Raw genomic sequence first — 14,031 nt, forward strand, 5'->3', positions numbered from 1 at the left:
TGGGGCAGGCGATCAGGCGGACTTGAAACGCGCCATCAGTTCGGCGCGCGCCGGGCTGGTGAGCGTCGCGGCAGCGCCGAACTCCAGCGGGCTCAGGGCTTCGGCGGCCGGGTACATGATCGGGTCGTCGAGCATGGCGGTGGGCAGTAGGGCATCGACGCGCTTGTCGCCGCTCGGGTAGCCGTGGCTCAACACTTCGAGCTTGTTGTGCTGCGGGTCGAGCAGGTAGTTGATGAAGGCGTACGCGGCGTCCTTGTGCTCCGAGCTTTTTGGAATGGCGAAGAAATCGCTCCAGAGTTCGCCCCCTTCCTTGCCCAGTTCGAACTGCATTTTTGCGTTGTCGCGGTGCAGCTGCGAGGCGTCGCCGGTCCAGGACATCGCCAGCCAGGCATCGCCGCTGCGCATCGACGGCTGAATGTCGGAGTTGATCGCGAACAGGTGCGGCTTGACCTCGATCAGCAGTTTTTCCGCATCGGCCAGCTCTTTCGGGTCCAGTGAGTTGAAGCTGTAGCCGAAGCTTTTCAGGGCGTTGCCGATGGCGGTCAACTGGTAGTCATGGACCATCGTCCGGCCACTGGCCGGGCCCTGGGCGGCGGCCCAGAATTCTTTCCAGCTGCTCGGGCCGTCCTTCAGTTTGCCGCTGTCGTAGAGCATGCCGGTGGTGCCCCAGTTTTTCGGCACCGCGTAGACCTTGCCGTCCACCGTCCCTTGGGCCATGAACTTCTGCTGGAACGCCGAGGCATCGAAATTGGGCAGGCGCGACAGGTCCAGCGGTTCGATCAGGCCCAGGCCGACGTAGGTGCTGATGGTGTAGTTGGTCGGCACCAGCACGTCCCAGCCGCTGCCGCCGGCCTGCAACTTGGCGAGCATTTCTTCGTTGGAACCGAACACGCTCATCGACACCCGCGCCCCGGTGGTTTTACCGAAGGCGTCGAGGTTTTCCTGGCTGTGGTAATTCGGCCAGGTCGCCAGCGACAGGCGATCGCCGAGCTTGGCCTGCTCGGCCGCTTCCGCGGTCGATGTCAGCAGGCCGGGCATGTGGGTGGCGACCACCGCCGCGGCAATCCCGAGGCCGGTACGACCAAGAAACTCGCGGCGGCTGATCGAGCCGTTCTGCCAGCTGCGCAGGGTTTTGATAAACGTCTTCTGGTCCATAGCACGCTCCACATCCGGTTGATGAATCGAATCGATGATTTACAACGCCATGGCCAGGCCGTTGGCGTGATCCCAGCCGACGCTCACTGCGGCGCCGTGTTCGAATGCATTGGCGCCGTGATCCTGCTGGCGCGGCACCCGCACGCAGACCACGCCAAAGGCCTGGGTGCGTACGCGATATTCGGTAGAGTTGCCGAGGTAGATGCGGTCTTCCACGCAGCCTTGCAGCTTCACCTCGCGGGGCATTTCGGCCTGGGCGCCGGCGATGCTGATCAGCTCCGGACGCACAGCGATGCAACCGGCAGCGTCGGCGCTCAAGGCCTTGCCGGTTGGCGTCAACGGGCTGGTGAGTTCCAGGCCTTGCTCGGTGCGCAACACCACGGAGTTGCCGTGCAGGTGGCGCACCGTGCCGTTGAACAGGTTGGATTCACCGATGAAATCGGCCACGTAACGGCTGGCCGGCGCTTCGTAGAGTTGTTCCGGGGTGGCGGTCTGGATGATCGAGCCGTTGTGCATCACGCTGATGCTGTCGCTCATCGACAAGGCTTCTTCCTGGTCGTGGGTGACCAGCACGAAAGTGATGCCGACTTCCCGTTGAAGGCGCAGGAGTTCGGACTGCATCTCCTTGCGCAACTTGCGGTCGAGGGCCGCCAGCGGTTCGTCGAGCAGCAGCACGGTGGGCTTGTTGACCAGCGCGCGGGCGAGGGCGACGCGCTGCTGTTGCCCGCCGGACAGTTCGCTCGGCTTGCGCTGGCCGAAGCCGCTGAGACGCACCATCTCCAAGGCTTCGTCGGCCATGCGCAACTGGCTTTTCTTGTCCGGTCGCGGGGTGCGATAGCGCAGGCCGTAGGCGATGTTCTGCGCCACGGTCAGGTGCGGGAACAGCGCGTAATGCTGGAACACCATGTTTACCGGCCGCTCGAAGGCCGGAACGCCGGCAACGTTTTTGCCGGCCAGGCGCACTTCGCCGCTGGTCGGTTGTTCGAAGCCGGCGATCATGCGCAGGGTGGTAGTTTTGCCGCAGCCCGAACCGCCGAGGAAAGAATGAAACGAGCCGCGGCGCACCGCGAAGTTCAGGCCATTGACGGCCGACACCTCGCCATAGCGTTTGACCACATTGCAGAATTCGATATCGCTGGGCGAAGTGTCATTCAGGCTGTTGTTCACGAGGCGGCTCCCTGGCAGTGATGAATCAGTGCGTCGGGGGCCAAACTAGCAATGGGGGTTTTGCGCTGTATATATCCCTTGGGGGATAGAGTCGTTTTCAGGTGTCAGGCGTCGACGACCCGTTCCTGGCCGGTGAGGTCGCGGATGAACAGCCCGAGCAATTCGGACTGGCTGCCAATGCCGAGCTTGGCGTAGATGTTCTTGCGATGAATCTTCACCGTGCCGGGGCTGATGCTCAGTTGTTCGGCGACCGAGGCGCTGGAGTGACCGCGCAACAGCAGCTGGACGATTTCCTGCTCGCGGCCGGTGAGGATGTGCGCGCCAAACTGATCGAAGGCTTCGCGGATCTTGAAGTCCAGGTCCTGGGCGGGGCGCGGTTGCTGGGCCTGACGCAAACGCCAGGCTTCGTTGATTACCTGCTCGACCACGGCCTGCGCGCACTCGATCAACTGCATCTCGTCCCGGCTGAACGCGCAATTGGCGGAGGAACGCATCAACGACAGCACGGCCATGGCGCCGCCGCCCAGCTCGACGAAAAACGCCACTTCTTCCGCCAGGCCGGTTTGCTGGTAGTAGGTCAGGTAATACTCGCCGAGGTAGAAGTGATCGGGCGCGAACTGACGCAAACGCCACAGCCCTGGTGCCTGGCCGCGGGTGCAGGCGAGGTAGAACGGGTCCAGCAGATAGGGCCCGCACTGATAGTCATCGACATACACCGCACGCTTGTCGGCGGCGAAGGTGTCGAACAGCGCCAACGGCCGATGGTTGCCTTCGTAGACGAACAAAACGAAATGATCGACCGGACACACCTGACGCAACCAGTGACTCAACCCCGCCAATCGCGAGTGGCCCGCCGGCAAATCGAGCAGGTGGGCGACACCGGTGGTCCAGAGTTTCAGTTCCTTGGGGCGCATGGCAGCTTCAGGTAGAAGGGGAGTGCGTTGGGATGCACAAACTACGCCATGGCTGTTTGGGCCTTGCAGGGCGGGACAGGCCGCGATGCATCGCTGAAAAGACGCACCGCAACAGGGCTGTTTGTTACCGAGTGCTACACGGTGAGTAGCATCCGCCAAGCCATTTCGTGACTGGAACCGTCAGAGCGCGTAGCCGACAACCGGGCCAAGAGGGTTGTCCTGGGCGCTCGCGATCAGGTGCAGTGGTACGTGTGGTTGTGTGTCAACTGAAGTGACTTCGAAGCCACCGACCACCAGGGGTTGGCGCTCACACATTTCGGTCGACTCTCCCGCCAGTTTTTCCGCCATTTTCGCGTGGTTCGCTGCGATTTCATTGAGAGTTGACACGGTAAATCTCCGGGTAACCGACCCAGCGTAGTGCTGGCGTAGGTGAGTATAGATGATGGCCGCCACGTCAGAATTACGTCGTTCAGAGGTGGCTACGGCGAGCGTGTGCAAACCGTGCGCCAGACGCTGTGGTGTTTTCTTGGCGGTGGTTCTCAAGCGACGAATGGTGAGGTGGGATCACGACTCCATCGCACGACACGGACCTGTAGGAGCTGGCTTGCCCGCGATGGACGTTAACGATAACGCGGGCTGCCTGAATGAACACGGCGCACTCGAGTCCATCGCCAGCAAGCTGGCTCCTACAGGTTTTTGCGTGAACCCGGCCCTTTGGCACACCACAGAACCCTGTAGGAGCGAGCTTGCTCGCGATGGTCGTTAACGATGACGCGGGCTACTTGAATGAACGCGGCGCACTCAAGTCCATCGCCAGCAAGTGTGACGGCTGCTATTCGCAACCATCGAGTTGATCCAGCGCCCGGTTCACCGAGAGTTCACCGAGCATGATGACCTGGGCAATGCCCAACAGGGTGTTGACGCACGGCCCGTGGGTTCGATCCGCCAGGTCCAGGGTCATTACATGCGCCGAGGCCAGTGATTCGCAGGCATCGCCCAACAGGGTGATGACATCGATTGACGGGTCGATGGTGTACATCGCGCAAGGTCTGCGCGGGAGGGCCCGGATGTCAGCCGCAGAGGGAATGCGATCGGAATCTTCGAAGGTGAAGGCCGGATCTGGATTTGGGGGATTGGGGGTTGGTTTGATCATTGATGAAACTCCTGGAATGAAAAGAGGAGCCATCACCCCTCGCTACCAAACGATGGGTGGCAGCCATACGCAGGTTGGTAGACCGGTCCAGGAACCCGGCGCGTCCGAAAACGCCCCGCGCATGGCCACCATAAAAAGCAGAAAAACATGCACTGCATAAGGTGGCGCGATGCGCCTGGAAAATCCGGGCTACCAAACCCGATCGCTGTTTTTTTCAGCGACCGACCAACGATAGAGCCCGACCCCAAGGCGCACAAGCCGGCGGATTCTGGCGTAACCGTAGGCAATGACGCAAGGCGCTGTAGCTTTCGCGAAGTAACCTGCAGGGCTTTTAAACACGCGAGTGTTTATCGGATGGAATCGATATCCAGCCTGTACGGTGCGCCGATGGTGTACCCGTAGATCGACGCCATCAGCGCAGGGTGATTCGGGTCCATCGGCGCCATTGCCTACAGCTCCTTGACCTGGTTTTCAGGATGTTCCAGCCAGCGTGTCAGAATTTTCTCCAATTGCTGGCTCGGTGTAGCGCTAGCCAGCGCCCGCAGGAATTGATGTGTCAGACGCTTCCTACAATGTTGTTACACATCCGTCAGGTGAAATGGAGGCGAAGGTTTCGCGAGCGAGTTCGGGAACAACCGCGCACCCGCTTCGCCGCCAACTCAATTGGACGTGAACAGCTGCCGAATCAGGTTCGGCGTACTCCCGGTCCAGCGTTTGAACGAGCGCCGAAAATTCGCTGGATCGTTGAAGCTCAGGTACTCCGCGACTTCTTCGTTGCTGAAGCCCTTGATCTGATACAGGTACAGCGCCACGTGTTTGCGCACGCGGTCTACCTGTTGCTGGAAACCGGTGTCGTGTTTTTGCAGTTTGCGCTTGAGGGTGGCGGGGCTCATGGCGAAGGCCTGGGCCGCCTGTTCAAGGCTGGGGGCTTGGCGCACATGGGTTTGCAGGTAGCGGTAGAGGCAATCGACGAAGCTGGAGGCGAAGCCCAGTTGGTCGATCTGCCCTTGGGCCTCCTGGCGGGCGACCTGGCCGGCGGTGGCGGATGCGGCCGGCCAGGCCAGTGCGAGGTATTCCCGCGGGATGCGCATCAGATCCAAGGGTCGTTTGAACTGGGTGTGTTCGCCCAGATGCACCCAATACTGCTCAACGTAGCGCGGCTCGGCGTGACTGAAGCTGCATTCCCACGGCAGGCGCTGGCCACTGAGTGCCCGGCTCATGGCCACCAGCGAGGTCATGCTGGCCTCCAGCAGGAAACGCCATTGCTCTCCCGCCCCGCAACTGTCCAGCCAATAGAACCAGGCGTGTTTGTCATCGAGCACCAGCCGCGGTGTCACCAGTGGACTGAGCAGGGCTTGTTGCTGCACCAGTGTGTCGAGGGCCTGGTGCAGGTTCTGCGCATGCTGCAAGGCGTGGCTGGCCGGGCCGTAATGCCCGGGCAGCAAGCGCTGGCCGAAGAGGAAACTGCTGTCGTCGGCGTCGAGCAAACGCCGGCTGTTGCTGATCAGACCAAAAAACTGCTGCGGACTGAGGCGGGTCTGACCGGCGAGAATGTCTTCATGGAACAGGCCGGTCCCACGCAGCAGGCGATGGCTGTCGATGTCCCGGGACAGGGCCAGATCGATCAGGGTCGCCGGCTGGTAATGCCCGGGAATGAAGCGACTGTCGGCTTCGTACCAGGTGGTTTTCAAGGTCATGAGCGCGCCTCAGGCAGTTTTTGCCAGGGGTTGCTTGGCCCGGGCCAGTGCCAGGTTGAGGCGTTTGAGCAAGGCGTCCGGCGCCTCGTCGACCGCCATGACCACGGCGGTGCTGGCGGCCAGGTGCACGCGTTCGCCGTGTTGCCGGGTTTTGTGCGCCAGGCCTTGAACCGCCTGTTGCAGCTCCAGCGCCAGCAAGCGCGCCTGACTCTCGCCAGTGTTGGGCAACAACACCACGAAGCGGTCGCCGGCCAGGCGGCAGAGCAGATCCTGACGCCGCAGGTTGAGCAGCAATAAATGGCTGAGCGCCTGCAACACCGCATCGCCTTCAGCGTGGCCGAAGGTCTGGTTGATGGCGGTGAAGTTATCGATGTCCAGCGCCAGCAATGACAGCGGTTGCTGTTGCTGCCGACTTTCTTCGAGGCTGGCGGTGAGCTGCCGCTTGAGGTAGTCGGCGCCGCCCAGGGGGGTGAGTTTGTCGAACAGCCGATGCTCGCGGAACAGCTTTTCGCGTTTCTCCATCTGTGCACTGATCGCCAATTGTTCGCGGTGCCAGTGATAGATGCCGATGGTCAGCAGAATCATGCCCACCGGCATCGGCCCGGACTCCAGCCAGTGGTCCCAGGTGATGCTGTCGGGCAGGCGAATGAACTCGTCGAGGCTGTCGATCCACCAGGAGAAAAAGATCCCGCTCAAGCCAAGCGCCAGGTAATTGGTGACCCGCCCGGCCGGGCGACTCTTGAGCACCAGCCCCAGCCAGACCAGGGCCAGCAGCGCGGAGCCGCCTTCGCCGACAATGTCCAGCCAGACCCATTCACTGACGCTTTTCAGCTCGCCGCAGGCCAGGTGCAGCAACAGTCCCGCGTTCGCCGCCAACAGCAGCAGGCCGAGTTTCCAACGATGGGGTTTGAGCACTGAGAACATGGCCGGGATCCTTTGGCGAAGAGGCAATGGGCGTCAGCACAGCAGATGTTTGTGACAGTGGGGTGACCGCGGTTTCAGGCGCATATGGGGTCGAATCAGCTCATCCGGTCAGGCATTTTTTTTTCGCCGCACTCTGCAGGAGCCGGCTTGCTGATGCTGGTCGTCCTCGCAGCACTGCATAGTTGAAGATCAATCGCCAGCAAGCCGGCGCCTGCCGGGGGCGTGTCGGCGGGTCAAATCAGCTCAATTTCGCCTTGATCGCCGGCAAAACCCCGGTTTACCGCGTCTTCCGCCAACCCCTGTCACAGAACCGTCATCCCCCGACCCTAGCTTGCCCTCCCAGTTGCCGGGCTACTTGCCTGGCGTCATCGGACTCTTGGGGGAGGACCAACATGTACCAGCGCAGCAGCACCGCCGGGCTTGTCAGCTTTACGCTCACCGCATTGGCCATGGCGATGGCCAGCGAACGCCTGAGCGCTGCCGAAACCAGCACGAACACCGAACATGTCGAGGTCGTGGGGCAGGCGGCAAGCATCGACCAGGCGCTCAAGGAACAGCGCAATTCCGACAGCATCAAGAGCGTGGTGCACGCCGACGGCGTGGCGCAGTTGCCGGACGAAAACGTCGCCGAAGCGGTTCAGCGCTTGCCGGGCGTCAGCGTCGAGCGCGACCAGGGCGAAGGGCGGTTTGTCAGCGTGCGTGGCCTCGGGCCTGATCTCAACAGCGTGACCATCAATGGCACGCTGGTGCCGTCGCCGGAAAGCGAACGCCGCGCCGTGGCCCTCGATGTGTTGCCCTCGGAGCTGGTGCAGTCGTTGTCCGTGATCAAGACCCTGACCCCGGACATGGACGCCAACTCCCTGGGCGGCACTGTCGATGTGAAGAGCCTCTCGGCGTTCGATCACAAGGGCCTGTTCTATACCGGCAGCAGCGAAGCCAGCTACGACAAGAACACGCACCAGACCAGCCCGAAGTTTTCCGGTGCCGCCAGTAACCGCTTCAGCCTCGGCGACGGCGTCGACAACTTCGGTGTCGCTGCGGCGCTGAGCTGGCAGAAGCGCGACTTCGGTTCGGACAACGTCGAAACCGGCGGCGACTGGGATTTCGAGCGAGGCGCCAGGCTCGAAGAATTCGAACAGCGCGACTATGACATCAGCCGCGAACGCGCCGGCGGCGGCCTGAACTTCGACTACAAACCCGATGACCTCAGCAGCTATTACCTGCGCACGCTCTACAGCCGCTACAAGGACAGCGAAACGCGCAACGCCGCCGCTTTCGAATTTGCCAACCCACAGGCCCCGGGCGAATTGGGCGACTCCGAAGGTTCGCGCAAACTCAAGCAACGCGAAGAGACCCAGGAAATCCAGTCCTACGTGTTTGGCGGCGAGCGCATGTTCGGCCTCTGGACCCTCAGCGGCCAGGCCGGTTACAGCCGCTCCAGCGAGGACAGCCCGGGGCACATCGCCAATGCCGCGTTCGACGGCATCGATGACTTCGCCGACAGCGGTTTCTACGACAAGGACAAACCGCGGCCGATCATTGGCCAGAGCTTCTACGACCCGGCCAATTTCAGCCTCGACAAGGTCGAGTGGGAAAAGCAGAACACCACCGACACCGAGAAAAACCTGCGCCTGGACCTGGCCCGGGATTACGACTTCAAGGGCTACGCGTCCCAGGTCAAATTCGGCGGCAAGGTCAGCCGGCGCAACAAGGACAACGACCTCGACGCGTGGGTCTATGAAGATTTCGACGACCTGGGATTCAGCGATGACCAGCTCAACCTGTCGCAGTTCAGCAAGGGCTCGGTTGACTATCGCCTCGGCCGGTTCGGCCCGGGGATCAGCGGCAGCGCCATCAAACAGTTGATCGGTGGCCTCGATCGGGCGGACTTCTATGACGAAACCGAATCGCGGGTCAACGACTTCAAGATCAGCGAAGACATCAATGCCGGCTACCTGATGAACACCCTCGACATCGACGACTGGCGCTTCATCGCCGGCCTGCGCTACGAGGGCACCGAGTTCGAAGCCAAGGGCACCGGTGCGACCGATGGCGAATTCCGCTCCACCGAGACCAAGCGCCGCTATCACCACTGGTTGCCGGGCCTGCACGCGCGCTATCAACTGGACAAGAACACCCAGGTGCGCGCGGCCTGGACCAAGTCCGTGGTGCGCCCGACCTTCGGCCAGTTGGCGCCGGGCTTTGTCATCGACGATGACGAGGCCACCTTCGGCAACCCGGAGCTCAAACCGCTGGAGTCGAGCAACCTCGACCTGGGCATCGAGCACTACATGGGCCGCGCGGGCACCGTCTCGGCATTCGTGTTCTACAAAGACATCAAGAACTTCGTTTACAACACCGACCTCGCCGGCACCGGCGCCTGGGTCGATTTCTCCGAGGCCCATACGTTCGCCAACGGCGACAGCGCCAAGCTGTATGGCCTGGAGCTGGCGTACTCGCAAAAATTCGACTGGCTGCCGGCGCCCTGGAACGGCCTGCTGATTGGCGCCAACACCACCTTCAGCCGCTCCGATGCCGAGATCAAGGGCTTCGATGGCGCCAGTGGCACCAACCGCAAGCGCGGCATCGACCTGCCCAATCAGTCCGACACGGTGGGCAACCTGATGCTCGGTTGGGAAGACGACACGCTGAGCCTGCGCCTGTCGGCCAATTACAAGTCGGATTACCTCTACGAACTGGCCTCGATCAACGACAAGGCCCACGACCTGCACGTCGATGCCCAGACCTTCATCGACTTCAGCGCCCGTTACTCGCTGACCAAGAACCTGCAAGTCAGCTTCGAGGCGCAGAACCTCACCGACGAGTCGTATTTCGTCTACACCGGCCACCGCTCCTACAACGGCCAATACGAAGAATACGGCCCGACCTACAAGCTCGGCCTGACGTTCACCCACTTCTGACAAGCGCCGATGCGGCTGCCCCACGACAAGGATTTTGCCTGTTCATGAGCATTTCATTGCTACCCAAGCGCCACTGGCTGGCGGTACTGATCAGCCTGGCCGCCGGCCAGGTGCTGGCGTCCGCGCCAAGCCTGTCCCTCACACCCTGGGCGCCGAACCTGACGGTGGATGCCGTGACGTTCGTTCCCGCCGATCCGGCCGGTAAACGCCTGGCTGCCAGTGGGCGTGACGGCTTGTTGCTGCTCGACGAGCAAGGCCGGGAGCTGGCGCGTCTGCCGGGATCGTTCAGCGGCGTGGACAGCCGCGCCTCCGGCCAGCAAGTGTGGGTCGCCAGCCTCGACAACAGTCGTCAGCAAGCGCTTCTGGTCAGCCTCGATCCGCACAAGCGCAGTTGGGGCCAGCCGTTGTACTTGCCCGCACGGGATTATCCGGTGAACGGCCTGTGCCTGTATCGCGACGAAGCCAGCAACCTGTTCGTGTTCCTGGTGGGCGAGGAGGGCAAGGGCGAACAATGGCTGGTGGGCCACGGCGCGACGCTGAACGCGCAGCCACAGCGTGTGCGCGGCCTGTCGCTGCCGCCTTCGGCCACGGACTGTCAGGTAGACGACGGAGCCAATCAGCTGGTGGTCAATGAGGAGAACGTCGGGTGGTGGGCCTATCCGGCGCATCCCGAAGCCGAGGTCACGCGCACGCCGGTGGCCATGCGCGAACCGTTCGGCGAGATCAGCCACAGCGCCGGTGCCATGGCCCTGGTGCCGGGCGGCATGGTCGCGCTGGACCCGAAAACCGCGCAGTTGCATGTCTATCAACAACAAGGCGAACGCTGGGCGACTCAGGGCAATGTCGCCCTGAGCGGTTTGAAGGAACCGGAAAACCTCGCCGTGCGCCCGACGGACAAGGGCCTGCAGATCCTGCTGCGCGACGATGACAACGGCCATCTGTATCAGGGCGAACTCGACTGGCAGCCTACGCCGGTGCCCTTGGCCCCGGTGTTGCCGAACGTGAAGGCCCTCGGCCAGAGCGAGCCGGTCGGGCGTCAGGGCGACGCGGCGGATGACCCGGCGATCTGGATTCACCCGCAGCAACCGACGCTGAGCCGGGTGCTGGGCACCAATAAAAAGCAGGGCCTGCTGGCGTATGACCTGCAAGGCAAGTTGCTCCAGGAACTGCCGGTCGGGCGCCTGAACAACGTCGACGTGCGGCCGAATTTCAAACTCGGGCAACAGACCGTCGACCTCGCCGTGGCCAGCAATCGCGATCACAACAGCCTCAGCCTGTTCAGCATCGATCGTCGAACCGGCGAGCTGCGCGAAGCCGGGGAGATTGCCACGCCGCTCAAGGAAATCTATGGCATCTGTCTGTTCCAGCCCGCCAGCGGCGAGCTCTACGCCATCGCCAACGGCAAGGACGGGACCTTCCTGCAATATCGCCTGAGCGCGCCGAATGGCAGCGTGCAGGGTGAGCTGGTGCGCCAGTTCAAGGTCGACAGTCAGCCCGAGGGCTGTGTCGCCGACGACCAGCGTCAGCGGTTGTTCCTTGGGGAAGAAGATGTCGGCGTGTGGGCGGTCGATGCCCGCGCCGATCAACCGGCGACGCTGACCAGTGTGATCAAGGTCGGCCCGCAGCTGCATGCCGATGTCGAAGGCCTGGCGCTCTATCAGAGCGAGGCGCGCGACTACCTGGTGATCTCCAGCCAGGGCAACGACAGCTACCTGGTGCTGGACGCCGAGCCGCCGTTCGCCTCACGCGGCGCCTTTCGCGTCGGGCTGAATGCGGCGCTCGGCATCGACGGCGCCTCGGAAACCGACGGCCTGGAAGTCACTTCGGTGAACCTCGGCGGTCCCTGGAGCAAGGGCCTGCTGGTGGTGCAGGACGGCCGCAAACGGATGCCCGAGCAGACCCAGAACTTCAAATTCGTGCCCTGGGCCGAGGTCACTCAAGCCCTGGAGCTGCCCTGATCCCGTCCCGTCATCAACCTGTCATCGCACTTTCATCCAATAGCTGGACGGCCGTCGCGCATCGACGGCCCGACAGCGCCAGACAAGGAGTTTCACCATGCAGGCCACGCTCGAACACATGACGATCTGGGGGCTGATCAGCGACGCCAGCCTGTTGGTCAAGGCGGTCATGCTCACCCTGTTGCTGGCGTCGTTGCTCAGCTGGTACCTGATCATCCAGCGCAGCCGCGTGCTGCAACAGCATGAGCGGCAGATGAACGCCTTTGTGCAGCGCTTTCGGGGCGCTTCGGACCTGCTGCCGCTGTACCGGGAAACCGCGGGCAGCGACAGCGGAGTGGCCCCGATCTTTCACGCCGGGCTGCACGAGTTCAACCACCTCAACCAGCGTCAGGGCAACGCTCCCGAGGTGGTGCTCGACGGCGTGGAGCGTGCGTTGTACGTGGCGATCAGCGAGCAGGAAGTGCAGCTGGAAAAAGGCTTGCAGGTTCTCGCCACGGTGGGTTCGGTCAGTCCGTACATCGGCCTGTTCGGCACGGTGTGGGGGATCATGAATTCCTTTCTCGGCCTGTCCCAGGTGCAGCAAGCTACGTTGTCGACCGTGGCCCCAGGCATCGCCGAAGCGTTGATCGCCACGGCCATCGGCCTGTTTGCGGCGATACCGGCGGTGATGGCCTACAACCGTTTTTCCTCCCGCAGCCAGACCTTGCTGACCCGTTACTACGCCTTCGGCAATGAGCTTCAGGTGCGCCTGCACCGCACGTTGCACGGCACGCCGTCGACCCTGGCTGTCGCCGCCTGAGAGGAGCGTGAAGATGCTGATCCGACCGCAACGCAAGCACGGGCCCAAGGCTGAAATGAACGTGGTGCCGTACATCGACGTGATGCTGGTGCTGCTGGTGATTTTCATGGTCACCGCGCCGATGCTGACCCAGGGTGTGAAGATCGAATTGCCCAAGGTCGCCAGCGAGGCCCTGGCCACGGATACGCGCCAGCAAATCCTCACCCTGTCGGTGAAGGCCGAGGGCGGTTACTACTGGAATCTTGGCGGTGAGCTCGACACCCGACAGCAGACCGACAGCGCCGTGAGCCTCGACGAACTGCAGGCGAAAGTCTCCCGGGTCGTTGCCGAGCGGCACGATACCCAGGTGTACATCCGCGCGGACAAGGATGCCGGCTACGGGAGTGTCGTCGCGGCCATGGCGGCGCTGCAGCAGGGTGGTGTCAGCAATCTCGGGCTGGTGACCGAGGCCCCGCAATGACGGCGATGACCATGCACAGTCCTTTGATGACGACGCAGCGTTCCGGGCGTAGCGGGTTCTGGCAGAACAGTCTGGCGGCGAGCCTGGCGGTCGCGTTGCACGGGATTGTCCTGGCGCTGCTGGTGCATGGCTGGTCGCCGGACACCCCCCGCGCCGATCCGCCCGCGGTGCTGAGAACCCAACTGGTGATGTTGCCCCCGGCACCACCGCTGGTGGCCCCGCCGCCAACGCCGGCATTGGTCGAACCGACACCGCCTGAGCCGGTCGTTGCGGCGCCCGTCAAACCTGCCGTCGACCCACAACTTCAGGCGCAAAAGCTCGAGCAGGCCGCGTTGGCGCGCAAGCGGGTCGAAGACAAAAAACGCGACCTTCAGGCCGAGCAGCAACGTCAACGGCTGGAATCGGAACAGCGCAGCCGCGAGGCGGAACAACAACGTGTCGCCGAGCAGCAGGCACAACACGCCGAACAGGCACGGCTGAATGCCGAGCGCGCCCGCCAGCAATCGGCACAGGCTGCCGCCAACAGCCGCCAGTACCTGCCGTTGAGCAAAGAAGCCCCGGACTACCCGGAGCGGGCGCTGGACAAACACATCGAAGGCGATTGCACCGTGGAATACACCGTCAACCCCCAGGGCAAAATCGAAAACCCCAAGGTGCTCGATGGCTGCCATCCCCTGTTCATCCGCCCGTCATTGGCGGCCGCCAACACCTTCCGTTATCAGCCGAAAGTCGTCGACGGCCAAGTGGTTTCAGTGCCGGCGGTGCGCAACACGTTTCATTATCGGATCAAGTGACTGGATGTCCGGCGCCTTTGAAATCGCCGCCGCCAGCCCCTCCGATTACGGACTGATTGATCCAGAGTGATCGGAGCCGCGGCCCGTTT

General features: G+C 62.7%; 12 protein-coding genes. 5 read left to right on the forward strand and 7 right to left on the reverse strand.

Annotated features, from left to right (window positions below; translation table 11 throughout):
- Nucleotides 1-12 precede the first annotated feature (12 nt).
- The 7 genes from NTD84_RS14775 to NTD84_RS14805 all read right to left on the reverse strand — a co-directional run bounded on the left by NTD84_RS14775 (nt 13) and on the right by NTD84_RS14805 (nt 7,010).
- Complete coding sequence (locus NTD84_RS14775) at nt 13-1,155, reverse strand: PotD/PotF family extracellular solute-binding protein (protein ID WP_262166764.1); 1,143 nt, start codon at nt 1,153-1,155, stop codon at nt 13-15.
- A 39-nt stretch (nt 1,156-1,194) separates the two neighbouring features.
- On the reverse strand, nt 1,195-2,322 hold the full coding sequence (locus tag NTD84_RS14780; protein WP_410017353.1) for an ABC transporter ATP-binding protein: 1,128 nt from the start codon (nt 2,320-2,322) through the stop codon (nt 1,195-1,197).
- Nucleotides 2,323-2,426: 104 nt separating this feature from the next.
- The gene (locus NTD84_RS14785; RefSeq protein WP_262166766.1) at nt 2,427-3,236 is read right to left on the reverse strand and encodes a response regulator transcription factor; all 810 of its coding nucleotides are present in this window, start codon (nt 3,234-3,236) and stop codon (nt 2,427-2,429) included.
- A 180-nt stretch (nt 3,237-3,416) separates the two neighbouring features.
- Complete coding sequence (locus NTD84_RS14790; protein ID WP_262166768.1) at nt 3,417-3,623, reverse strand: hypothetical protein; 207 nt, start codon at nt 3,621-3,623, stop codon at nt 3,417-3,419.
- Between the two features lie 445 nt (nt 3,624-4,068).
- Complete coding sequence (locus NTD84_RS14795; protein ID WP_262166771.1) at nt 4,069-4,389, reverse strand: DUF6124 family protein; 321 nt, start codon at nt 4,387-4,389, stop codon at nt 4,069-4,071.
- A gap of 659 nt (nt 4,390-5,048) precedes the next feature.
- Nucleotides 5,049-6,086, reverse strand: coding sequence for an AraC family transcriptional regulator (locus NTD84_RS14800; protein ID WP_262166773.1), 1,038 nt, complete (start codon nt 6,084-6,086; stop codon nt 5,049-5,051).
- Between the two features lie 9 nt (nt 6,087-6,095).
- Complete coding sequence (locus NTD84_RS14805) at nt 6,096-7,010, reverse strand: GGDEF domain-containing protein (protein ID WP_262166775.1); 915 nt, start codon at nt 7,008-7,010, stop codon at nt 6,096-6,098.
- Between the two features lie 392 nt (nt 7,011-7,402).
- On the opposite strand from NTD84_RS14805, the gene NTD84_RS14810 reads away from it, so the two are divergent.
- The 5 genes from NTD84_RS14810 (at nt 7,403) to NTD84_RS14830 (ending at nt 13,942) form a co-directional block, all read left to right on the forward strand.
- Nucleotides 7,403-9,931 carry a TonB-dependent receptor gene (locus tag NTD84_RS14810; RefSeq protein ID WP_262166777.1) on the forward strand — a complete coding sequence of 843 codons (2,529 nt, stop codon included), beginning with the start codon at nt 7,403-7,405 and terminating at the stop codon, nt 9,929-9,931.
- Between the two features lie 44 nt (nt 9,932-9,975).
- The gene (locus tag NTD84_RS14815) at nt 9,976-11,889 is read left to right on the forward strand and encodes a phytase (protein ID WP_262166779.1); all 1,914 of its coding nucleotides are present in this window, start codon (nt 9,976-9,978) and stop codon (nt 11,887-11,889) included.
- A 97-nt stretch (nt 11,890-11,986) separates the two neighbouring features.
- A complete protein-coding gene (tolQ, locus tag NTD84_RS14820) occupies nt 11,987-12,688 on the forward strand; it encodes a protein TolQ (RefSeq protein ID WP_262166781.1) in 702 nt (233 codons plus the stop codon).
- A 13-nt stretch (nt 12,689-12,701) separates the two neighbouring features.
- On the forward strand, nt 12,702-13,148 hold the full coding sequence (gene tolR, locus NTD84_RS14825) for a protein TolR (RefSeq protein ID WP_262166784.1): 447 nt from the start codon (nt 12,702-12,704) through the stop codon (nt 13,146-13,148).
- Nucleotides 13,145-13,942 (forward strand): TonB family protein, encoded by a 798-nt coding sequence (locus NTD84_RS14830; protein ID WP_262166786.1) that lies wholly within the window; start codon nt 13,145-13,147, stop codon nt 13,940-13,942. Before tolR ends, NTD84_RS14830 begins: the two co-directional genes overlap by 4 nt.
- The last annotated feature ends 89 nt before the right edge of the window (nt 13,943-14,031 follow it).

The organism is Pseudomonas sp. 14P_8.1_Bac3, from assembly GCF_025466085.1.
GTDB lineage: Bacteria > Pseudomonadota > Gammaproteobacteria > Pseudomonadales > Pseudomonadaceae > Aquipseudomonas.

Excerpts from the sequence above, each read along its gene's own strand:
- NTD84_RS14775 (WP_262166764.1), bottom strand. The coding sequence starts at position 1,155 with ATGGACCAGAAGACGTTTATCAAAACCCTGCGCAGCTGGCAGAACGGC.
- NTD84_RS14785 (WP_262166766.1), bottom strand. The coding sequence starts at position 3,236 with ATGCGCCCCAAGGAACTGAAACTCTGGACCACCGGTGTCGCCCACCTG.
- NTD84_RS14795 (WP_262166771.1), bottom strand. The coding sequence starts at position 4,389 with ATGATCAAACCAACCCCCAATCCCCCAAATCCAGATCCGGCCTTCACC.
- NTD84_RS14800 (WP_262166773.1), bottom strand. The coding sequence starts at position 6,086 with ATGACCTTGAAAACCACCTGGTACGAAGCCGACAGTCGCTTCATTCCC.
- NTD84_RS14805 (WP_262166775.1), bottom strand. The coding sequence starts at position 7,010 with ATGTTCTCAGTGCTCAAACCCCATCGTTGGAAACTCGGCCTGCTGCTG.
- NTD84_RS14810 (WP_262166777.1), top strand. The coding sequence starts at position 7,403 with ATGTACCAGCGCAGCAGCACCGCCGGGCTTGTCAGCTTTACGCTCACC.
- NTD84_RS14815 (WP_262166779.1), top strand. The coding sequence starts at position 9,976 with ATGAGCATTTCATTGCTACCCAAGCGCCACTGGCTGGCGGTACTGATC.
- tolQ (WP_262166781.1), top strand. The coding sequence starts at position 11,987 with ATGCAGGCCACGCTCGAACACATGACGATCTGGGGGCTGATCAGCGAC.
- tolR (WP_262166784.1), top strand. The coding sequence starts at position 12,702 with ATGCTGATCCGACCGCAACGCAAGCACGGGCCCAAGGCTGAAATGAAC.
- NTD84_RS14830 (WP_262166786.1), top strand. The coding sequence starts at position 13,145 with ATGACGGCGATGACCATGCACAGTCCTTTGATGACGACGCAGCGTTCC.